General features: G+C 59.3%; 15 protein-coding genes and 2 pseudogenes. 10 read left to right on the top strand and 7 right to left on the bottom strand.

The window, feature by feature from the left end; translation table 11 throughout:
- A complete protein-coding gene (locus tag VSP_RS33625; protein WP_009958669.1) occupies positions 1-1,080 on the bottom strand; it encodes a BPSS1187 family protein in 1,080 nt (359 codons plus the stop codon).
- Between the two features lie 33 nt (positions 1,081-1,113).
- Complete coding sequence (locus tag VSP_RS03080; RefSeq protein ID WP_009958667.1) at positions 1,114-1,974, bottom strand: SGNH/GDSL hydrolase family protein; 861 nt, start codon at positions 1,972-1,974, stop codon at positions 1,114-1,116.
- A gap of 496 nt (positions 1,975-2,470) precedes the next feature.
- Here VSP_RS03080 and VSP_RS03070 point away from each other — a divergent pair, with 496 nt between their 5' ends.
- From VSP_RS03070 to VSP_RS41865, 4 genes are all read left to right on the top strand, one after another.
- Complete coding sequence (locus VSP_RS03070) at positions 2,471-4,885, top strand: glycoside hydrolase family 15 protein (RefSeq protein ID WP_009958665.1); 2,415 nt, start codon at positions 2,471-2,473, stop codon at positions 4,883-4,885.
- 35 nt (positions 4,886-4,920) lie between these two features.
- The gene (locus VSP_RS03065) at positions 4,921-5,616 is read left to right on the top strand and encodes a histidine phosphatase family protein (RefSeq protein WP_009958664.1); all 696 of its coding nucleotides are present in this window, start codon (positions 4,921-4,923) and stop codon (positions 5,614-5,616) included.
- A 92-nt stretch (positions 5,617-5,708) separates the two neighbouring features.
- Complete coding sequence (locus tag VSP_RS03060) at positions 5,709-6,998, top strand: polysaccharide pyruvyl transferase family protein (protein WP_009958663.1); 1,290 nt, start codon at positions 5,709-5,711, stop codon at positions 6,996-6,998.
- A gap of 12 nt (positions 6,999-7,010) precedes the next feature.
- On the top strand, positions 7,011-7,163 hold the full coding sequence (locus tag VSP_RS41865; RefSeq protein WP_198141303.1) for a hypothetical protein: 153 nt from the start codon (positions 7,011-7,013) through the stop codon (positions 7,161-7,163).
- Between the two features lie 201 nt (positions 7,164-7,364).
- Here VSP_RS41865 and VSP_RS03055 read toward each other — a convergent pair.
- Positions 7,365-7,577 (bottom strand): annotated as a pseudogene (locus VSP_RS03055) (P-loop NTPase family protein); the annotation flags it as partial.
- 181 nt (positions 7,578-7,758) lie between these two features.
- On the opposite strand from VSP_RS03055, the gene VSP_RS03050 reads away from it, so the two are divergent.
- Genes VSP_RS03050 through VSP_RS03040 form a run of 3 tightly spaced genes read left to right on the top strand, consistent with a single transcriptional unit; the run spans position 7,759 to position 11,380 of the window.
- The gene (locus VSP_RS03050) at positions 7,759-8,499 is read left to right on the top strand and encodes a hypothetical protein (protein WP_009958656.1); all 741 of its coding nucleotides are present in this window, start codon (positions 7,759-7,761) and stop codon (positions 8,497-8,499) included.
- Positions 8,496-10,814 (top strand): thrombospondin type 3 repeat-containing protein, encoded by a 2,319-nt coding sequence (locus VSP_RS03045; RefSeq protein ID WP_029190137.1) that lies wholly within the window; start codon positions 8,496-8,498, stop codon positions 10,812-10,814. Before VSP_RS03050 ends, VSP_RS03045 begins: the two co-directional genes overlap by 4 nt.
- 2 nt (positions 10,815-10,816) lie before the next feature.
- Complete coding sequence (locus VSP_RS03040; RefSeq protein ID WP_009958653.1) at positions 10,817-11,380, top strand: hypothetical protein; 564 nt, start codon at positions 10,817-10,819, stop codon at positions 11,378-11,380.
- Positions 11,381-12,617: 1,237 nt separating this feature from the next.
- Here VSP_RS03040 and VSP_RS43790 read toward each other — a convergent pair.
- Positions 12,618-14,056, bottom strand: a pseudogene (locus VSP_RS43790) (ABC-F family ATP-binding cassette domain-containing protein); the annotation flags it as partial.
- A gap of 318 nt (positions 14,057-14,374) precedes the next feature.
- On the opposite strand from VSP_RS43790, the gene VSP_RS03025 reads away from it, so the two are divergent.
- Entirely contained in the window at positions 14,375-14,797 is a 423-nt protein-coding gene (locus VSP_RS03025; RefSeq protein ID WP_075087451.1) for a putative toxin-antitoxin system toxin component, PIN family, read from the top strand.
- Positions 14,794-15,033 (top strand): YlcI/YnfO family protein, encoded by a 240-nt coding sequence (locus VSP_RS03020; RefSeq protein WP_009958648.1) that lies wholly within the window; start codon positions 14,794-14,796, stop codon positions 15,031-15,033. The genes VSP_RS03025 and VSP_RS03020 overlap by 4 nt, the downstream gene beginning before the upstream one ends.
- A gap of 9 nt (positions 15,034-15,042) precedes the next feature.
- Here the strand turns inward: VSP_RS03020 and VSP_RS03015 are convergent, their stop codons facing one another.
- Genes VSP_RS03015 through VSP_RS33615 form a run of 3 tightly spaced genes read right to left on the bottom strand, consistent with a single transcriptional unit; the run spans position 15,043 to position 19,971 of the window.
- The gene (locus VSP_RS03015) at positions 15,043-17,880 is read right to left on the bottom strand and encodes a TOTE conflict system archaeo-eukaryotic primase domain-containing protein (protein ID WP_081452369.1); all 2,838 of its coding nucleotides are present in this window, start codon (positions 17,878-17,880) and stop codon (positions 15,043-15,045) included.
- A gap of 9 nt (positions 17,881-17,889) precedes the next feature.
- On the bottom strand, positions 17,890-18,966 hold the full coding sequence (locus VSP_RS03010) for a S1C family serine protease (RefSeq protein WP_081452368.1): 1,077 nt from the start codon (positions 18,964-18,966) through the stop codon (positions 17,890-17,892).
- A 21-nt stretch (positions 18,967-18,987) separates the two neighbouring features.
- Positions 18,988-19,971, bottom strand: coding sequence for a S1C family serine protease (locus VSP_RS33615; protein WP_009958642.1), 984 nt, complete (start codon positions 19,969-19,971; stop codon positions 18,988-18,990).
- A gap of 119 nt (positions 19,972-20,090) precedes the next feature.
- On the opposite strand from VSP_RS33615, the gene VSP_RS03000 reads away from it, so the two are divergent.
- On the top strand, positions 20,091-22,754 hold the full coding sequence (locus VSP_RS03000) for a valine--tRNA ligase (RefSeq protein WP_009958641.1): 2,664 nt from the start codon (positions 20,091-20,093) through the stop codon (positions 22,752-22,754).
- The last annotated feature ends 46 nt before the right edge of the window (positions 22,755-22,800 follow it).

The raw sequence follows: 22,800 nt of genomic DNA, 5'->3' as shown, positions 1-22,800 counted from the left end.
CTACTTGGCCTTCTTCTCTTTGCCGCGCAGGTCTTTCTCGCAATCTGCATCGGCCGGCACGGGCTGCCCCACGGCGTCCACCGGCTGGTTGAAAAGATAGCGCCAGACGTCTTCGTGGATGAATTCGCCTGCGGCGTTCTTCACCGCGGAGCCGCCCGGCGTCACGCTGCCGTGGGCTTTGTTGGCGTCATTCTTCACGTCGGCATCGGTGATCAGGCGGCGCGTGTTGCCATAGGGAGCCTTGACCCGGTCCACATTCACAATGGGCCCGAACTGGTGCAAGCCGATCATCTCCCAGGAGCGGCAGTAGTGATCCCCGGTCCAGCCCCCGTCGAGAACATGGCTGAAGCCAAAATAGCGGTTCTCCGGCGTGGCGGAAGGAAGTCCCTGCCAGGTCTCGAGCTGGTCGCGCGGACCGCAGAACATGACCACGCGGTCCACTCGCTGATGTTTGGCAAAGCGGGCCGCGGTGGTCGCCCCGTGGGAGGCACCGGAGATGATCACCTTGTCCCAACGCAGGCCTTTGCCGTCCTCAGTGAGGAAGGTCTCCCACTTGCCTTGCGGGTTCTCCTTGGCGAGCCACTTCACGAACTGGTAGGAACGCTCCATCATGCCGTCGGGTTTGGGGATTTCCACCGCTGAGCTGAAGTCTTCGCCCGTGGCAGCTTCCAGGCGAATCTTGCCCAGGTACTTGTCATCATCCGCCGGCGCGAGTTTGGAGAATTTCCCAAACCAGCCATTGGCATAGTGCACCTGGATGCCGTGCAACCCGTAGCTGGAAATGCGCTCGAACAGACCACCGTTGTATCCCATGAGCCAGATGACCAGCTTGCCCTGGGGCTTCACCCGGGTATCCACCATGGCCCGTTCCGTATCGGTAGGTTTGTCCTTCTTGGTGAAGACGAACTCCAGTTCCGGGTGCTCTTTGGCCCGGGGATCGATCTGGCTGGCCCGTGCGGTGAGCTCGTACCGTTGGGGTTTGGGGTCGTTTAAGGTCAGCTCAGGGGCCGCAGTGAGCGTGGAGGCTCCAACCAGCAACAGCACCGAAGGTATCAGATGGGGCAACAACTTGATGTTCATGAGATGGTATGTTTGAAATAACCTAAAACAAGCTCACTTGGCGTTGATCGCTCCAAGCACTGACTTTGCGACCTGGCCTCCGAGCAGCTCGTAGCCCTGCGCGGTGAAGTGCACATCCTTGGGGTTCTGCACAGTGCCAAGCTGGGGAAGGATGAAGGCGTGGAGATCATCAATGGCGACGCCCTCACTCTTCATCAGCTCCAGGGCGATCCGGTTCTTCTCATCGATGGACTCCGTGGCTTTGGGGCCGTCCTTGGTGTCGGGTGGGATGGGGGTCGTGGTTGCCCAGACCACTTTGGCCCCCGTCTTTTTGAGACGCTCCACAATCTGCTTCAACCGGGTCAGATATTCCTCGTTGGGCGTTGCGCGATCATGAATGCCGAAGTTGAAATGGATGACATCCCACTTCCCCTCCCCCAGCCAGATGTCGAGCTTCTTCAAACCATTGGCGGTGGGGCCGCAGTTCTCAGGGGCCCGATGCACATTGGCCTTGCCCTTGAGCGCCGCCCGGGTGGCGAGTGTGTAACCACGCGACACGGAGTCGCCGATGAGCAGCACGCGGGGGAGCTTGGCGTCATCTTCCAGGTAGTCCCAGGCCGTGGGGGTGGGCGGAGTCTTGATCTTGTCCTTCTGGTAGAGGGGCAGGTAGAAGTTGCCCAGATTGTTTTCGAGCACTGTTTCCCAGGCCTGCTGCTTCTCCGGCAGGCTGGACTTCCACGCTGCGAACTTCGCATTCAGCTCCCTGGCTTCGGCCGCCTTCTTGGCCGTCGCCTCATCAGCGTTGGTCGGTTCGCCGGCAGGGACCGGGGTTTGGGCTAGAGCCGGAACGAATGCGGCGGAGACTATGATGAGGCATGCGGCGAGAGCCAATGGAAGAATGCGTTGGTTTTGCATGAAGAAATCGGAGATGGATCAAGATAACGCGGCGGGATCACGACCTTGTTCAAAACATTCCGGTGCCCCCCTCCCGGGAGCAATCCGCTCTCCTCCGGTTACAGATTCCTCAACCTTCGCTGGACGACGGAGGCGCAGATGGTTTTGCCACTGTTCATTTCCTCCAGCCCACGATGGATTGCCAAGAACGCATCCATTTCCCCGATCAAAGGTCCAATGTTCTCTTGGCAGGACCTGTCAGGACCTCCCGGTTCAGCGAACTCATTGACGGTGCACGCCTCACCCCTCTCTGATGTCTTGTCTCCGAAGTGTTTCCTGGCCATCGGGCTAAAAGTCGGCAGGGAGCAAAGGCTCTCAAACTGAAAATGCACGAGATTGATCGTGGATAAACCATGCGTTTCCCTGCTATTTTTCGCCAATGGCGGCACCGACGATGTGATGAGGTCTCAATGAATGCCTCCTGCTCCGTGCCCAAAAACGTATCCCGGCCAGCCGCATGAATCCTCATCCCTCCTCTCAGCCAGACGCCGGCACAGCCAGTACTGCCTTTGGTGCGCCGGGCATCCCACCCCGCTGGACCTCCAGCGCGAAGGAGGGCCTGGGCACCTCTTACCACACGAGCTGCCGGGTGTGGTTCACTCTGAGCCACGGCATCATCAATGAGATCTACTACCCGCATGTGGACCAACCGAACACGCGGGACTGCCAGCTTCTCATCACCGATGGGAAAACGTTTTTTCATGAAGAGAAGCGCGATCTGAGTCACGAGATCAGCTACCCGGAGAAAGACTGCCCGTTCTACCAGGTCATCAACACGGCTCCGGAGGGCCGCTACCGGCTGGTGAAGCAGATCCTCACCGACCCACATCGCTCCGTGCTGCTCATGCAGGTCCGGCTGGAGGTGAAGGATGAAGCGCTGAAAGGGAAACTGCGTCTCTACGTGCTGCTGGCACCACACATTGCCGGTCGTGGCGAGGGCAACTCGGGCTGGTGTTGTGACCTGGGTGGCGCGGAACTGCTGCATGCGGAACGGGCGGGCACGCATCTGCTGCTCGGGTGCAGCTCTGGTTTCACGAAGCGATCGGTGGGATTTGCCGGAGCCAGCGATGGCTGGCAGGACTTGTCCGAAAACCTCCAGATGGACTGGCAGTTCAGAGCGGCGGAGCACGGCAACATTGCGCTCACGGGAGAAATCCGACTTCCTGAAAATGGGAAATTCACGGTGGCGGTCGGCGTTGGAGGAAGTTGCCAGAGCACGGCGGCCAAGCTGCTGCAGTCCCTGGCCACCCCGTTTGAGATCCACCGTGAAGGCTATGTGCGGCAGTGGCAGCGGGCGGTGATCGATGCCAAGTACGACTTCAGCCACAACACGGCGGATCATGGCAGCATGTACCGCCTGAGCCGGTGCATCCTGCTCTCTCATGAAGACAAGATCTTCCAGGGGGCGCTGGTGGCCTCCATGAGCATCCCTTGGGGCGAATCCAAAGGCGATGACGACCTCGGCGGTTATCACCTGGTGTGGACGCGTGACCTCGTGCAGAGCGCCAGCGCGCTGCTGGCCACCGGGCAACACAGCACGCCGTTGCGGGCTCTGATCTGGCTGAGCACCATCCAGGGCAGGGATGGCAGCTTCCCGCAGAACTCCTGGATCAACGGCAACGCCTACTGGCCAGGCATGCAGTTGGATGAGGTGGCCGCGCCCATCCTGCTGGCCTGGCGGTTGAAGCACAAAGGCAACGGACTGGGCCTGTTCGACCCGTGGAACATGATCCGCCACGCCGTCGGTCATCTTATTCAGAATGGTCCCGTCACCATGCAGGAACGCTGGGAGGAGAATGCGGGCTACTCGCCCTCCACCCTGGCGACAGTGATCGCAGGGCTGGTGGCCGCTGCCGAGTTTGCCCAGGAACGAGACCTTGGCGACACCTCCGACTTCATCCTCGCCTATGCCGACTGGCTGTCTGACCACCTGGAGGAGTGGACTGTCACCACGCGGGGCGATCTGGTGCCGGGGCGATCCCGTCACTATGTCCGCATCACGCCTGCGGACCCGTTGGCTCCTGATCCCCATCCTGACCCTGACTCGCTCGTGCTGCTGGTGGCCAATGGCGGCGGCTATCACCCGGCCCGGAACGTGGTGGGCGGTGATTTCCTCCACCTTGTGCGGCTGGGCATTCGCCCCGCCGATGATCCGGTCATTCTTGAGTCACTGGAAGTCATCGACCGCGTCATCAAGCGCGACCTGCCCCAGGGGCCCGGCTGGCGACGGTACAACCACGATGGCTACGGGCAGAAGTCGGATGGCGGCCCTTTCGACGGCGGCGGCGTGGGCCGCTCCTGGCCCATCCTCACCGGTGAGCGCGGCCACTACGAACTCGCAGCAGGACGTGACCCCATGCCCTATATCAAGGCGATGGAAGAGTTTGCCAATGATGGCGGCATGATCAGCGAACAGCTCTGGGATGACGCCCCGTCGGGTGAGCACTTGCGCCCTGGCTGCCCCACGGGTGCGGCCATGCCATTGTGCTGGTCCCATGCCGAGTACGTCTCCCTTGTCCGCAGCCGCAACGACGGGGTGTGTTTCGATCTGCTGCCTCCGGTTCGAGACCGTTACGTCATCCGGCGCACCCACGGCAGGCATGAGATCTGGAGCTTCCGCCATCCGCTGCGGCACATGCATGACGGCAAGACGCTTCGCATCGTGCTCAATGCCGGTGCCAGAGTGGTGTGGTCGTTGGACGGCTGGCAGTCCACTCAAGAGACAGAAACGACACGCAACGAAGCCCTGGGCTTGTGGTATGTGGACCTTCCCACCGCTGACCTTCATGTCGGCGGCGCAGCAGAGTTCACGTTCTACTGGCTGGCGTCCAACCACTGGGAAGGGCACAATAGCCGGGTGGAAATGGTCTGATTTCTGCCTGACATCTCCCCTCCTCCTTTTTCTCCATGAACACCCGCATCTTTCTCATTCGCCACGGTGCCACGATCCTCACGGCCGAGGACCGGTTTGCCGGCTCCATCAATGTCCCCCTCTCGGACCAGGGGCGGGAGCAGGCCCGCCGGCTCTCCATCCGGCTGGCGAACGAAAACCTCACCGCCGTCTATGCCTCGCCGCTGGACCGCACGATGGAAACCGCCCGCATCCTGGCCCAGCCCCATGGACTGGAGGTGCAGCCTCGGGACGGTCTGCGCGAAATCTCGCACGGCCACTGGGAGGAGATGACCCGCCCTGAAGTGGAGGCGAAGTACCCCGAAGAGGCGGCGGCGTGGGAGGAGGACCCCTTCACCTTTGCTCCTCCTGGCGGGGAGAGCGGCCTGGCCGTCACGGCCCGATCCCTGCCAGCTCTCATGGACATCCTGCATGCGCATCCCTCAGGGAATGTCGCGATCGTCTCCCACAAGGCCACCATCCGGCTGCTGCTCAGCTCCCTTCTTGGCTTCGACCCACGGCGTTACCGGGACAATCTGGACCAGAGCCCGGCTGCGTTGAACATTGTGGATTTCAAGAGTCCTGTTCGCGCCCGGCTCACGCTCTTCAACGACACCTCTCACTATGAGTCCGCTGGCTTGGCCATTCCCCCATTCCCTGGGGAGCGCCTCTCAGGGTGGTGGGCGGGGACGGATCAGAACCGTCAAATGTGAGCCCTCCGGCTCGGTTTGGATCGCCGCCAAAAATGGAAGCCTTGCCCGGGCGGGTGAAGCCGTTACATTCCCTCTGTTTCGCCCCTTTCTTCATGTCCTCCCCAGCAGTTCCCACGCAGTCCCGACGCACCTTCCTCTCCCAAGCCGGCCTGGCTCTGGGAGCCGCTTCCCTGCCCGCCTTTGGGCAGGATGCTGGCAAGGGCAAGACCGTCCTGCTGAAGTCCGCGTGGGACACGGTGAACATTGGCGACATCGGCCACACCCCGGGCACGCTGCGCATTCTTGAGCAACATCTCCCCGAGGCGCAAGTCATCCTGTGGGCCTCCAAGCTGGATGATCGCGTCGAAGCGATGCTTCGCCGTCGCTTCCCCAAAGTGGAGATCCTCCAGGGCAATCTGACCAAGCAGGACAAGAAGGGCGAGGCGCTCGTGGAAGCCTTCAAGCGTGCGGATGTGGCCATCCACAACTCCGGCATGGGCACGGACACGTCGTTCATGAGCTACTGCCGGAAGATCGGAAAGCCCTACGGTCTCTACGGTCAATCATACTTCCCCGACTTCGTGCAGGGCGAAAAGGCGGCTGAGCGGATCGAGCTGCTGAACAACGCCGCCTTTGTCTATTGCCGCGAAGGTAGGACCCTGGAAATCCTGCAGACCGCAGGGGTCAAAACGCCGGTGCTCGAGTTTGCCCCGGACGGCTGTTTCGGCATCGATGTGCGTGATGATGAAAAGGCGCTGGCGTTCATGAAACAAGCCGGCCTGGAACACCGCAAGTTCATCACCCTGCAACTGCGCACCCACACCGCCAAGCACCCTGGCGTGCACAATCCGCCGCTGAATCCCCTGCACCCCACTCCGGAACAAGTGGCCGACGACGAACGGCGCGCCGGTGTTTACCGCGAACTCGTGACGCTGTGGGTCCAACGCACGGGGTACAAGGTGTTGATTTCGCCCGAGGTGAAGAAGGAAATGGTGCACAACAAGCGCCTCATCTATGACCTGTTGCCAGCGGACATTCAGAAGAACGTAGTGAATCTGGACACCTTCTGGAACGCCGATGAAGCAGCCTCCGTCTTTGCCCGGGCTCACACGGTCGTGTGTCACGAGCCGCACTCACCCATCATCGCGCTGGCCAACGGCACGCCGATCATCCACACGTACTCAGAGTTCCACAGTCCCAAGTGCTGGATGTTCAAGGACATCGGTCTCTCCGAATGGCTTCTGGAGTTCGACTCCACGCCCGCAGGCAAAACCGTTGACACCCTCCTGGCCATCAACAGCGACTATCCCGCCGCCCAGGCCAAGGTGAAGAAGGCCATGGACTTCGTCCACGAACGCCAGGCCGCCACCATGCAAGTGGTGAAGAAGGCGATCGAGGCATAGGAAAACGCAGGGATGTCAAACACCGGACGCGATCTGAAGGAGGGAGAGTCCGCGTCCGGCAGCGTCTCCACCGTGACGCGATTCGGCAGCCGAATCCGACGCCCCGTCGGCCCGTGGACACCGGCCGTCCACGCGTTGCTGCAACACGATTCCGCCAAAGGCTAGCCTCATTCGCCGCGTGTTTGGGGATGGAGCCGGGAGTTCGAGCGAACACTGTATCTCGCATCGGCTGGCACTGAGCCTTGGGTGGGCTTCCGCGTCAGGGGCGATGTCGCATCTATCGACTCCGATATGAAGTGGCTGGCAGACTTCACAACCAGCCAGCGCATCTGATTCCAACCGTCTCGTTCCTGCGTCAAGGCGCCGTCACGACATGGGCAGAGAGATCCGCCGATGGATGCCAACTTCTTGAAGAAACACCTCATCATGACTGACCACGAGCAGAGCCCCATCATACCCGCGGAGCCCGGCCTCCACCGTCTCAATGGACTCAATGTCCAAGGAGTTGGTCGGCTCATCGAGGATCAACAAAGGAGGCGGATGAGTGCCGCCGAGGACACAGGCCAGCCCGGCCCGCAATTGATTCGTCTGGAGGATTCCCAGCTTACCGGGAAACAATCGAGCGTATGCTTGCGCTCACGATGTTTTGGCATGGAATGCAAGGACGGACTTGCCATGAAAGCTTTCCTTATATACCGCACGGAAAAACCAGATGAAATCAAGGAGGTTGTCGTTTCAAACTGTCGCCAGCATTCTGTTAATGCTCAACACCTTCGTTCTCGCCCAAGACCAATCGACTGTTGAGCCAACTCCCCGGCAGGTGCTCCAGCAAATCACCTACTTCGAAGAGGGACGGAAAGTGACTCTACAACGGATCGCCCCGCCATTATTACCAACCACGCAACAGGCAGAACCAGCGGTTGCGGCTCCAAGTCCACCCGAGCCCCCCGGTCCCGAAAAGTCCCACCATCTTCTAGTCTTTTCCGTCACCGTCTATGACGGCACAATAAGTGTTCTGGATTGGATCGTAGAGGGACGCAAATACAGAGCGCAAGTGAATGCCGACATGGCGGATCTTGCTGGAGTTGGCGTCTTCGAGACCACTGATGCCGCCTACTCCATTCTCTTTGGCCTCGGTAAGAGCACCTCGGAAGAACTCACGATCCAAAACGCTGAGGCTTTATCCTCGGGAGCCTCGCCAAGCGAGCTAGTCCAGTTGCCAGCATTGGACACATTTCCCGCCGGATACACCAGCTATCAACTCAGCGGACCCGCGCCCTCTCCTGCTCACCTAGACGCCGATTGCCAGGGCCTCGAAGACTTGTTGGCCTACTACGACACGAACAAACTGGCCCTTCAACAGGCGCGCCAACAAAGGGAGACAGAGCAAGCAGCCCGTGAACAATGGCTGAAGGATCATCCCCCAGCGCCGAAGGATACGGTTATTCAAATCTGGCCCATCAAGAGCAGCCGCCACCAGACTGGGGGCACAGAACAATGAAACGTTTTTGCTTGTTTGCCGTCTGGATCTTCCTGGGTGCGTTTGCGGCCCTTTCCCAGACCGCTGACGATCTCAATTCCGGGCTTAAGCTTGATCGAGATCCAGAATCGGGCACCTATACACTGTCATGGTGGGGCGCGGCAGGCCGTTCCTACTACATCCTACAGTCTGAAGACCTCCGAACGTGGAACTACTTTCCTGTTGAGGAGCATGGCAACGACAGCGTAATCACCTGGGGTTTTGCCAACACATCAGAACGGAGCTTCTTCAAGCTCAAGCACGTTGAGAACCCCGGAGGAACTACACCGTTGGACAGTGACGGGGATGGTCTGTCAAACTGGGACGAAGTGCAAGAAGGAACAGACCCTTTCAACCAGGATACTGACGGGGATGGATCGTATGACGATGAGGAGAAAAACTCCAACACCGATGCCAAAGATCCAGAAAGCAAACCCGAATTGCTTGACCCCGCTGGCTACGTGGAGGTTCAGGCCCGCTCCATCAATGCGTACTATCAAGACGCCGGAGGCCAGATCGAGCACACCTACTGGATGTACTACTCCCCCTTCGACGAACCTTCCTATATGGGCTCCTGGCAACCCTATTCAGGCTGGACGGAGTATGTGACGCCGCTGAAGCAAGGCAGCGCCTCTTACAGCGACTTCCGGGAAACGCCCGTCTATGAAAGTCTGGAGGCCACCCAGGCGACACTGGGTGACCTTGCCAATGTGGAGAACGGCTGGTATTCTGCTTACGGTCTGCTGTCGGTGAACTCAAGCTTCAGCAGTATCTCACAAGGCAGCGGAGGCGGATCACCACCTGCCGGTGCGTACTCCAATGGAGCCACTTGGGAAACCTCATATCAGATGGACAGTGCCCTGAACTGGTCTGGCGGAGCCATGGAGGTGCGCCTGAAGTGGCGGCCCAACAAGCCCAGGGCGGAGCGTCTCTCACCGGTGACGATGGCGTTTCTGAAAGTGACCAGAGAGAACGGTGAAGTGCAGAAGGCGGCGGCGCAGACACTCACCATTGCCCCGAACTACTCCACCTCGGGGGCCGGAGGAGAGCAAAACAATGGGACTATTGGTCTCAAAGCGGACACCACGGCCAACGGCAATTCGGTGTCGGAAGATCTGATGCCGATTGAAGTCAGGGATGGCGATCGGACACTGACCTCGCTCCCGCTAGATGAAGATTCGTGGACCACTGCAAATCTTCAGAAGCAGATTCCAGATTCGACCATTGCATTAATCAAACCGCACGATGGCTTCGGCGACAGGCCGGAAATGCCCCGCATTGAGATCAGCATTCCGCAGGCTCCGACGTCATTGGAAGTAAGCTGGAAGATCGAGATCGAATACAAAAGAGGAAACGGCTATCGCGCCTCCTACGTCCAAGATTTTTCACGACCGGAAGACAAGGTCCGCCTTCCTGAACTTGAGGCGGGGGCGGACGGCATGCTTGCTCCGCGCCCCGCAAACGAGGTGTGGAAAGTTTGGGAGTCGTCCGACTGGGAGCGCCAGCTCGATGAGAATGGGTTTTTCGGAGGGATCGCAAAGGTTTACGCGATTTTCTCAAGTGACCCAGCCCACCCCCCCAAGGAAGTATTCCGGTTTCGGATAGGGGGCAAAAATCCTGAGGAATCAAAAGCCCGGCAGTACATTGATTGGAAAGCAGGTGCTACGTTTTGGTACGCTTATGCTATCGCAAAGCATGAGACTTTTGGGAGAGTCCGAGGTCGCTTCTACAATCACTTTTATACAGATTACCAAGGCATAGGGGGGCGCATTGGCGACAACGCTGGTGACATGGGATGGGCAGCATGGGCCAAATCTTGGCCGTTGTACAATCTGGATCGAGGGTACAACCGCGCTACAGGCTACAATCAAAATGGGCCGGGCGGCTATGGCATTTTCCAGGTGACGCTTGGACCAAAGACACCCGACGGCAATCAGACAAGCGAGGGCTTTATAGACCGGAATGAGATTTGGAACTGGCAGGAAAACTGCAATCGAGCCATTGGAGAACTACAAGGAAAACTTCCTGCCGCACAAAGACTTGAGAACGGTCTCACGAACACATACAACCAAAATGGCCCACTGCCTGCAAAAGGTAGGTTGTCCGGGCTTGAGGCCATAACCGCCACCTACTATAATGGCACCGCTGGCCTGCCGAGCCGAATTGTCAACGGCAGCAATCGTAGAACACCATGGACTCCTGAAGCAAGAGTGCAAGGTGGGCAGACCACGAGATTTTGGCAGTTCCACGAAAACGTGAACGACTATTGCCAACATATTAATCAACACATCGAATAGCCATGAGAATATTTTTGATCCTGTTTAGTCTTGCAGTGCAAGCGACTGCTTGCGCACAAGTGTCGAATCCCCTCTCCAATTATAGACAGATCTTTTCATCCCTCAGTCCCTCAGCAGCGCTTGTGAAATGGGAAGCCGACATTAACGGGGATGGCCTAAACGAAGTGTTCGTCACTGACAAAGCCAGTTACGACAAAGCTTCAGCCACCAACGAGCCTGCCGATTGGCTCATTTACATAGCAACACCTGCTGGCTTCATCAAGTGTGACGAAGTCCATGAGGGCGATCAAATATCCTCTGGCGTTCTCCTGAGTATTGATCTGGGGGCCGTCTTTGTGGGTAACGTGTCAGAAGTTGGGAGTGCAAAGGCTATAGTATTTGAGCAGATCAAGAATCCGCGTGCAGGAGAGCCGGTCGCGATCATGCACGCTTATGTTATTGAAGGTGATCACTTGAAACGGACAAAGCTGGCTGAATACAACCCGACGCAGACCAACACGCTGTTTGACAAGTACCTCAAAGACGGAAAGCGAACGGTGATCACGCCTGTTGAAGTGAATCAGTGAGTTGCTGACGTTAAAGGGGCGATTTACATCGTCTTGATACCGAAACGCGGGGAGCGGGGCCACAATATGAGAGACTCCGCCGGGTGAGATCATGTTTCCCTAGCCGCTTAGCCTACTGTGTCCACTCGCTTCCGGCGGAGTCCGCCTTTGCGGCGGTGTCAACTTCGGCGGGTGGCCACTCTCCGGCCATGATTGCCGCCAACAATCCAATCACAACGGTGTTGCGTCCGACCCACGGCAGCGATTGCGCGGCTTCCAGTCGCCGGGCGTTTCCAATTGAATGCATTCGACGGACACGCTCGCGCATACCGCAAGCATAGCCTCTTCGTGCTCCATCGCTGCCGCTTGGGCCAGCTCAAGGGCGGACCGATACCGCGACACATCACAGAAAAGGAAGAGCGGCAGAGTCACGCCTCCACCTCCCTGGTCCGCCAGCGTTTCGGGGTAAGCTCGCGGAGGATCGCCCGGAAGAGGGTCAGCACGCGCGCCGGAAGTCTTCCAGCGCGTCCCGGTGTGGGTTGCGTTCCAACTTCTGCCGCTCGCGTTCTTGGTCCATGGAGTGCTTCAAGCAAGCATGCTCCTGCCAGAGTTGTTCCGCCACCTTGCACCAATCCGGCTCTGGCAACGAGGAGCGACATCGGCTCCCGCCGCCCTCCTGAAACTCATCTTCCAGGCCAAGAGCCTCCAACTTTGGGGCGGGAGCCATCCAAACGCCGTTGAGTCGGATGAGAGACAATCACGAGGGAGCTACCGAGGCAAAGCCAGCGGTTGCCAATCATGTTGTTTGGATCTTCCTTGGTGTTGTAGTCTAGCAGGTAGTCCAGCCTGATAGGCTCCCCAAGGTTTGCCGTATTGCGAACTCGCTCGAAGTCCGCCCAACTCTTCGCTCCCGGGTTCAAGGCGAGCAATCGTTGCTCCCTCACTTCACCTTTCTCGGTGCGCCGCCCCTCCGGGCACCGCGAGAGCCGCAACGGGTTGCGGTTGGAAGGTTCCAACGCGGCAGAGTCGAAGAGCCCATATACTGCGTCCACTCTCGCATTGTATTCCTCAAGGTTGGCAGCATCCACGCGCACCCAGGCGTGAACGCTCTTGTTTCCGCTGTCGAGGATGGCGGTGATTGGAAGACCAGAGTGGATGATTGCCCCGAGCTGCAATTCCTTTGGGATGTCCTGCCCTTGAGCGTCCTTGTCGAACTCCACGAGGGCATGCCGGAAGGCGGTAACGTCGTCATTTGTCCCTCATCGAGGATCAACAAAGGAGGCGGATGAGTGCCGCCGAGGACACAGGCCAGCCCAGCCCTTAACAACTGCCCGCCGCTCAAGGTGGCGACGGTCTGTAAGGCGGCGTCTGCCCGGAAACGGAATCTCGCCAGGGAGGACCGGCACGCATTTTCATCGCTGTCAGGGTTCAGCTTCCGGTAGTTATCCCGAATGGAAAGCTGGGGAATCAACAGACTCACCTGCTGATCCAGCATGGCAAATGGCACCCCCAATCTAACACTGCCGGCCCACGGAGCAAGCTTGCCGGAAATCACCTGCAACAAGGTGGTCTTGCCCGAGCCATTCCGGCCCTGAACCGCCACTCGTTCCGGTCCGGTGATGGAGAACGAAACATCCCGCACAATGGGCTGTCCCGGTTCATAGCCAGCCGTGACTGCATTCACCTCCAGCACGGTCTTGCCAGCAGGAAGACCCGAGGGTGCCAGGGCCACGGTGAAGGGCTGGATCACTTCCAGACGACCCCGCGCAGCGGATAGCCCTTCCGCCGCCTCCGACCGTCGGCGCTCCGCCAAACGGGCACCAACCCCTCCTGAGTCCTCTGCACGATCTTTCCGGGCCCCCAGCAGGATGGGCGGTTCCCCACCCTTTGCGCTCTTGCGCCGGCCTGCCGCATCCCGCCGAGCTTTGCGCTCCACGGCAACCTGCGCATCACGACCCACCTCCGCCAGACGCTTCTGCGCATGAGCGAGATCATGCTGGGCGGCCTCCAGTTCCTGCGCCTTGCGCTCCCGGTAGTGGGACCAGTTGCCACCATATTTCCTCGCTCCCAGTGACGAGAGCTCCACGATGACGTCCATGTTTTCCAGCAACTCCCGATCGTGACTGATCACAATCGCTCCGTGCGACCATTCCTTCAGGAGGGTGTGCACCGCCTCCCTGCCCTCGCGATCGAGATTGTTGGTGGGCTCGTCCAGCAGCAGCAGATCAGGTTCTGCAAACCAGACCGCCGCGATCCGGCCCGCATGCGCTGGCCGCCGGAAAGCTCCTGCAAAAGAGTGTCCGGACCGGCATCAAGGCCGACCTTGCCCAGCGCGGCATAAATACGCGCCTCCAAGGTCCAGTCCACGTCCCCCAGTTCATCGAGTTCAGCCGTGCCTGCCTCGGCGCGGCGCAGCAGGGCGAGTCCATCACACACCCCGAAGAGCGCGGCGACTGTCTGGCCCTCTATTTCCTGAACCACCTGTTCCAGGAACGCCACCCGACCTTGGACAGTGACCTTCCCGGCATGCGGCCGGAGTTCACCCGCGATGAGCTTGAGCAGCGTGGACTTCCCCACGCCATTGCGGCCGACGAGGCCCGTCCGACAGCCCGTGAGGGCCAGGGTCAGATCTGTGAAGAGAGGGTCACCATCAGGGGTGCACCAAGTGACATTGGCAAAAGAAACCGAGGTAGACATGAGCATGGACCCGCGTCATCGACATGATGAGGCGGAAGAGCAGGTTGGCGTTGACAAGCAGCCTGTGAAATCACCTCGCCGCTGCCCGGGCTCATCAATGGAGCGCGGGATTCAGGAAACCACTTGGAGTCTGATGCTCTTATTCTGTCATCGGTGAACGAAGATACGACAGGAGATCTAAATCGCAACCCCTTTGCGTCCAACTGCCTATAGATCGCGTCCTCACGATCATTGCCGGCCCGTACCTAGTTCTGGGATGCGACATTCGCTATCTGGAACCTTGACATTCCAAAATATGGTATTACCAGTGATACCACATTGCGCGTCGTTTTGGATACAAATATCTTGGTCAGCGCCCTCCGGTCATCGAAGGGAGCTTCCCATGCAATTTTAGGGTCTTTGCCAAATTCGAAATTCAAAACCGTGCTTTCTGTACCCCTATACTTTGAATACATTTCGGTTTTGAAACGCCCAGGCTTGTTGCCCGAGGAGATTCTCCCATCAGATATCGATGCGGTGTGCCAGTACTTCACGCGCATCTCACACTTACAGGAGATATTCTACCTGTGGCGCCCCGTGCTTTCTGATCCCAAAGACGATATGGTGCTGGAACTGGCAGTTGCCAGCGGTGCCGACTACATCGTTACCCAAAATCTCTCCGACTTTAAGCCCGCTACCATGTTCGGCATTCATTCTGTAAGGCCTGGGGAGTTTATCAATCAAATCGGAGGACTCACATGAGCGCACTAACCATCCGGCTACCGGACTCGCTTCATAACAAAATCAAGGAACTGGCGCGTGAAGATGGCGTTTCGATCAACCAGTTCCTCGCCTCGGCAGCCGCCGAAAAAGTTTCTGCGCTTCTCACTGCCGATTTCCTCAAGGAACAGGCAAAGAAGGGTGACCGGAAGCGCTTCGAAGCTGTGCTCAAGAAGGTTCCTAGAAATGCCCCGGACCCGGGGGATGAAATTCTATGAACAAGCTCCTCATCGTGCGCGGCACTGGAGACCGCTAAGGATGCCGTCCAATACCATGTCCAACCGTTTGCCGACATCCACGGCAAGATAACGCAAGACCATGATGCCGTTCATCTGGAGCAGGGCATCCTTCCTTCGATCTCTTCGATAGGCGTCCTCACTGCTCAGATGCTGGCCCCCATCGATTTCTACCGCGAGCCGCGCCGACTCGCAATACAGGTCCAACTCCATCTCGCTAGCGCTGTCGAAAGGAATAGAGACCCTGTGATTCAGCCGGAATTTTCCGTTTGTCTCCCCTAGGCTTTCGAGCCTCTCAAACAGAAAAGCCTCCGATGCACTCCTGGCTCTCTGGACCCCGGTGGCGTCTCGCGGGAAGTCTCTTGCCACATGGACAAATAGACTCGCCAACGGCTGTTGCACGCCGTCTCGAATCAGGCGGCGCACACTAGCCGCATAGTCACTCTTCCACTGATCCTCAACCGGCAGAGGCACTTCCGGAGGCCACCCAGGAAGAGCACTCGCCGGAAGCAAGATCGTATAGCCGACCGCCTCATATCCCGCGCATCTCTTGTCGAACATGCGAGACAACATCGGCACGTCCAAATCCGCGTAGTCGTAAATCTGGACATCTTTCTTCCCCTCATAGAGACGGTGCAACCGCCCGGCATATTGCGCGACGGTGCCGCGCCAAGAGACGGGCATGGTCACAAACAGTGCATCAAGCCTTGGGTCATCAAATCCTTCACCCACGAACTTCCCGGTGGCGAGCACGACCCTGTCCACGTCCGCCGGAATGCCCGCCAGACGTTCCAGTTGCTCCTGAAGTTGCCTTTTCCCCATTGCCCCTTGTAACGTGATGACATTGGCAACGACTGGTCTCAGCAGGCTGTGCAACACCTCCAAGTGGTTGGTTCTCTCCGTCAGCACGAGCGGGGACTTCCCTGCTTTCACAGCCGCCAAGACATCATTGCAAATCATGGCGTTTCGAATGTCTGATTCGATCAACCCGGATGAGAGCCTTTGAAACTCCATCCTCCTGTCGGGATCAGATTCTCCCATGGCCTTGAAAGCAGTAGGCCGCACGATTACCTGATGCCCAAACGGCCTCGATTGGGCCGCGAGCCTCGCATCAACTTTATACCGTACCGGGCCGCACTGCATGAAGACAATTGGATGATGTCCGTCTTTTCGGTCCACCGTGGCTGACAACCCCAGGACATACTTTGCCTTGGCCCGTCGAGCCACCAACTCGAAGCTCCGAGCAGATACATGATGGCACTCATCCACAATGAGTTGCCCGTAGTTGGCCACCAGATCGTCAACTTCACCTTTTCTCACGAGGCTTTGTACCAACGCAACATCCAGTCTTCCGTTCGGCTTCTTTTTGCCGCCACCCCACCGGCCGATCTCTCCAGACGGCACACCAAGAAACTGCGACAATCGCTCCACCCACTGCTCAAGCAATTGCTGACGATGCACCAATACAAGAGTGTTGACATTTCGCATGGCGATCAACCAGGCCGAGACCACGGTCTTGCCGAATGCCGTTGTTGCAGCCAACACTCCCGTATCGTGGTTGATCAACGCATCGGCGGCCTTCTTCTGGTCATCTCTCAGTTGCCCTTGAAATCCAAGGCCCAGCCGCATCCCAGCATACCGTTCATCCTGAATCTCCGGATGAATTCCCATGTCTTTGCACATTTGAAGGCATTCGTCGAGACATCCGCGCGGCAAGCCAATGTGATCTTGCAACTCTTCGGCACAGCCAATCAATCTTGGTTTGTCGTAGGTCGGCAGCCTCATTGCCTGGGCCTTGTAGAACTCAGGATTCTGGAACGCTGCAAGCCGCACAATATGATTGCGCAATCCTGGGGACAGGTCCGACTTGCGAATATAAATCTGGTCGGCAAGCACCATCAACAGAGAGGATGGCAACGTCGCTTTGGGTAGCGCCGCGCGCCGCCTGGACGGAGAAAGTGTCCATGGCTGGGGCTCGCCCTCATCGTCCGGCAAAGCGGAGGTGACGCCGATGATCCTGCCCCGCCCTTCGGCTGCTCGCACGACCTCGGAGAGCTTGTTTGTTCGAACTCGCCTTATCGATGCGAGATAGGCCCACTGATCTTGGCAGGATGCAAACAGCGCCTCCGGATCCACAAATTCGCTGTTGCCGTCATCTCTAGCCGCCTTTTGAAGAGGAAGGGCAATTAGGTTCCCAAATCCTCCTTGAGGCAGGGTGTCTTGATTGGGAAACAATCGATCATAGGACTTCAGACCGATCTCGGGCCTGCCCTCCATGGCTTCTGTGAGAAGATGAGCGCCCAGCTTTCTTGCCAATGCAGCTGAAACGGGCTGCTCAAAGAAGAACCACAGGTGTCCCCCATTGCCAGATCTGGATCGTTCGAGTGCTCCCTGCAACCCCAGCCCCTCGCACACCTCGATGACCGCACTCGCATCCTCCTTCCAGGTCTGCCCGTCAAAGTCTATCGCCAAAAAACAGCAGGTTTCATCCAACAACATCGGATACACGCCCGCCACAAAGTCCTCGTTCCGCTCGTTTTTCCCCATCAGATGCCAGCGGATCACTTCATCAGTCAGATGAAGGAATCTTTGATGAAGACACTCACTGCACTTGATGCGGGGCTTTTCGCAAACCCCTCGCACCCATTCGTTCCCACAGGCCGGTTGATACCCGCTTGCCCCTGTTTTCTTTGAAGTGAATCGCCTGGCATAGACATCCGGACGACCTCTAAAGAGCTGCTTGAACAGTGCCACCTTCTCACGAGACGAAGACCCGAAGAACACTCTTGAGAGAGGATCATTGCCGTCGCGATATGCTGAGGCGTTCATCCAACCACCTCACTTCTCCCTCTTCTTGGCCTTCTCTTTTTCTGCGTTCCGGTCTTCGCGCAGCCACTTGAGCAGGTCAGGCAGGAAGGCTTCGACGGGCAGGGCATAGTTGGTGACGCGGTCCACTCGGGCCACGTTGATGGCGATGGCGCGGCCATGAAGATCGAATACGGCACCGCCCATGTCCATGGGGCCCAGGGGCAGATCGTGCTGGATGATCTCCGGATAGTTGTCGGTGCGGAAGGAGGTGCCGTGATTGCCAAAATCCTCGCCCGCCCAGTTCATGAGCACGCGGCTCTTGCTGGCGAGCCGGACTTCCGTCTCCTTGTCTGCGCCGGACCGGCGGTACTTGATCTTGATCAGATCCCCTGGCTGCCGGCCCGAGACGATGCGGGCCACGGCTTCATTCTTGGAGACACCCTTGCCATCGACCGCCAGGATGAGGTCATCCTTCAAGATGCCCGCCACGTTAGCGGGACTGTCTGCAGCCACTTCCTCCACGATGACGCCCACGTCGGCGTCATCCAGCCCGAAACGCACGCCCAGGACCGCCCCGGAGTTGGGGATGGCACGACGGTTGGCACTCACCACCCCCAGTCGCACCTCGCTGCCATGCTCGGTGGGACACACCACCCAGTGGCCGATGTCCAGGGAGAGCGATTCACCCCAGGCCGCAGGCATAAAACCTGCCCGGTCCACTTTCAGGAGCAGCAGATTGAGCCGGTCTTCGCGCTTGACCTCGCGGACCTCAGCGCTGGTTCCATCCGGGAGGAAAGCGCGCAGCGGCTTCAGCGGTTCTGCCTCGCTGGCGAGAGTCAGAATGTACCCGTCTGGCGTTGCCACCACCCCAGTGAGTGTATTGTCCTTGCTCTTGCCAAGCTGGATGGCGCTCTGCATGGCCAGATTCTTGACTGGCTGGACCGCCTTGAGGCTACCTGCGCCGTTGGTGCGCAGTTCGTCGGGCAGGACTTCCTGGCCGAACACACTGCCGTCCAGCATCCAGCCCCCGACCAAGGCAAAGCACACCAACGAAACAAGCGACCGGCTGAAGCACCCCGGTCTTGGAAAAGATGGAATCAGTCGCATGATGGTCCTCTCGATACCGATCTACTGCTCTGGACGCTGACCGAGCTTCACCTCAACAAACCGCTCCCCGTGCGGCGAGCGGATTTTCAGCGTGATCAACTGGCCAGCCGTGCGATTCCGAATGGCCTGGGAGAAGTCCACCGGAGCGGCCAGCTTCTCATTGTTCACGCTCATGATCACATCGCCCTCCTTGAGGCCAGCCTTCATGGCGGGCGAGTCCGGGGCAATGGCCCGAATGCTGAGCCCACCCTCGGCTGCCTCCGTACTGAGGCCGATCCAGCCGCCACTGCCCTGAGCCCAAGCCGTGATGACCTGCCCCTTTTTCATGACCTCCCACGCGCGGAGGAAGGGGGCCATGCTGACGTGGAGGTTCTGATCCCGACCCTGCCAGATCTGGCTGTGGATGCCGATGACATCCCCCTGGGGATTGAAAAGCGCCCCGCCGGAATCGCCGCCCATGAGCACGCAGTCGCTCTGGAGCATGTTGGCCGCCACCTTGACGATGCGACCGATGCGCAGAACGGGGCCGCGGGCGACGTCCCACCCGCCAGGATGGCCGAGGGCGTAGCACCAGTCGCCCACCTTCACCTCGCGGGTCTCCCGGCTGATGGAGACGTACGGCCAGGCTTTGGCCGGGGCGGGCAGCTGGATCATTGCGGAATCGGTGGCCGTATCCAGGCCCAGAGACGTGCCTTCCACCGTGCGGCCGTCGGAGAGGATGACCTTCACCTTGCGATTCGGCTCACCCGTCACATGGGCGGCCGTGAAAACGAGACCGTTGGGGCTCACGATGACGCCGCTCGCGGTCCCGCCCCCGCACTCAATGGCCACCAAGGCCTTCCGGGTGCGCTCCTGCACAGACTGAATCTGGGTCTGGAGGGTGAGCAAATCCTCCAGCGAGGTCTCGACGGTGGAGGGCCCAGCCAGGGAGAGGGATTGGACCACAACGAGGCCGCCCAGCCCAAGCAGGGAAAGGAGGCGGCGGGAAAACTGGCGGAACTTCACTAGGGTGGAAACGTAATACGAGTCCCGCCGGATTCAAAGCTGATCCTGATGGACGGCTCGGGATCGTTTCTCGCGCCCGTTTGCAAACCCCCTCTCTTTGGTGCAAGCTGTGCGCCCCTATGCCCGAACTGAGCAAGACCTACACGTCCAACGAAGTGGAAGAGCGCTGGTATGCGCAATGGCTGGAGCGTGGCTGCTTCACCGCTGATCCCGCCCGCGTGAGCGACAAGCGCCCGGCCTACTCGATCGTCATCCCTCCGCCGAACGTGACGGGCATCCTCACCCTGGGGCACGTCCTGAACAACACCATCCAGGACATCCTGGCCCGCCGTGCCCGCATGCTGGGCAAGGAGGTGCTCTGGCTGCCGGGCACGGACCACGCCGGCATCGCCACCCAGAACGTGGTGGAAAAGACCCTCAAGAAGGACGGGGCCATCAAGCACCGCGACGACCTCGGTCGCGAGAAGATGGTGGAGAAGATCTGGGAGTGGAAGGAGAAGTTCGGCGGCATCATTCTCAAGCAGTTGCGAGCCCTCGGTGCCTCCTGCGACTGGTCGCGCACGCGCTTCACGATGGACGAGGAGTACTCCAAGTGCGTGACCAAGGTGTTCGTGGACCTGTACAACAAGGGCCTGATCTATCGTGGCAAGCGCATGGTGAACTGGTGCCCCTCCGCCCTCACCGCGCTGAGCGATGAGGAAGTGGAAATGCGCCAGCAGAACGGCCACTTGTACTACTTCAAAGTGGAGGTGGTGGAGGAGCCGGGCACCTGGCTGACCATTGCCACCACTCGCCCCGAGACGATCCCGGGCGATACCGCGATCGCCGTGAGCCCGAAGGATGAGCGTTATGCCCATCTCATCGGCAAACACGTGCGCCGTCCCCTGCCCCTGGAAAATCAGGCTGGCATCCCGATTGTGGCGGATGACCACATCGACCCGCAGTTCGGCACGGGCGTGCTGAAGGTGACCCCGGCACACGACAAGGCGGACTTTGAAATCGGTCAACGGCACAACCTGCCGCAGATCGACATCATGAACCCCAATGCCTCGATGAACGACCTCGCCGGAAAGGACCTACAGGGTCTGGACCGATTCGAAGCCCGCAAGAAGGCCGTGGAACTGCTCCGTGAAATGGGCGACCTCGTGAAGGAGGAACCCTACCAGAACAACGTGGGCTACTCTGAGCGCGCCGGTGTGCCGATCGAGCCCCGCCTGAGCGAGCAGTGGTTCTTGAAGTACCCCAGCGTGCCTGCCTCCCAGGCCGTGGTGGCCGAGGGGCGCATGCGCTTCTTCCCCGACCGATGGGCCAAGGTGTATGACCACTGGATGGGCGGCATTCAGGACTGGTGCATCAGCCGCCAGATCTGGTGGGGCCATCGCGTGCCCGTGTGGTATCGCGAGGGAGAGGTGTACTGCGGCGAGACCGCGCCGGAAGGCGATGGCTGGACGCAGGATGCCGACGTGCTCGACACATGGTTCAGCTCCTGGTTGTGGCCCTTTGCCACCATGGGCTGGCCCAAGGAAACCAACGACCTCAAGGCCTTCTATCCCACCACGGACCTCGTGACGGGGCCGGATATCATCTTCTTCTGGGTGGCCCGCATGATCATGGCTGGCTACGAGTGGATGGGTGAGATGCCGTTCAAGAACGTGTACTTCACCGGCATCATCCGCGACAAGCAGGGCCGCAAGATGTCCAAGTCCCTGGGCAACTCGCCGGATCCGCTGGAGCTGATCTCGAAGTTTGGTGCCGATGCTCTCCGCTTCGGCATCATGCGCAGCGCCCCGCTGGGTGCTGACGTGCTCTTCGATGAGAAGAACGTGGAACTGGGCCGCAACTTCTGCACGAAGCTGTGGAACGCCGCCCGCTTCCGCCAGATGCAGGGCGGAGCCTCCGAGGGCGAGATCAAGCCCGAGCTGCTGAGCAGCGACGACAAGTGGATCCTCGCCCGCCTCAGCGATGCCATCCAGGAAGTGACCACGGCATTGGAGGAGTATCGCTTCAGCGATGCCGCCGCCACGCTCTACCGCTTCTTCTGGAGTGAGTACTGTGACTGGTATGTGGAGGCTACGAAGGCCGTGCTGAACGGCAGCGATGAAGCCCGCAAGGCCAACACCCTGGCGGTGATGGACTTCGTACTCGGCCATACGCTGCGCCTCTTCCACCCCTTCCTTCCGTTCATCACGGAGGAGCTTTGGCAGGGCATGGGCTTCAACAAGGAAATGCCCGCCGACCAGGGCGGCGACACCATCATGTTCGCCCCGTGGCCCAAGTCATTCGACGAAGCCGAGCGCACCTACTTTGGCATCACGGCGGAGGAGGAGAAATTTGCCGCCGCCAAACAGGAAGTGGTGAACCTCGGTCGCGGCCTCAAGAGCGGTGCCAACATCGCGAGCAACAAGCGCGTGCGCTTCGTGCTCAAGCCCGCCTCCGAACTGGCTGCTCACGAAGTGGAGGTGGTGAAGATCCTCCTCAACGCGGAGACGTTGGACCTCGATCCCGCCTATGCCGCGCCGAAGGGCACGCCGGTGGTGCTCACGCCGTTTGGCGAGCTCTTCCTCCCGCTGGAAGGCCTCATCGACGTGGCCGCAGAACGGGAGCGCGTGAAGAAGGAAATCGCCAAAGTGGAGGCCGAACTGGAGAAGGTGCGTGCCAAGCTGGCGGATGAGAACTTCACCTCAAAGGTGCCTGCCAAGGTGCTGGACGATCACCGCCAGCGTGAGACCGACTGGGCCACCAAGCTGGGTCAGCTCCAGAAGATGGCGGAAGGGCTGCAGTAGAATGTTAAATTCGAAATGATAAATGCTAAATGGGTTCGGCAGGAGG

The organism is Verrucomicrobium spinosum DSM 4136 = JCM 18804 (assembly GCF_000172155.1).
GTDB classification, from domain to species: domain Bacteria; phylum Verrucomicrobiota; class Verrucomicrobiia; order Verrucomicrobiales; family Verrucomicrobiaceae; genus Verrucomicrobium; species Verrucomicrobium spinosum.
This window is presented reverse-complemented; position numbering and strand designations above follow the sequence as displayed.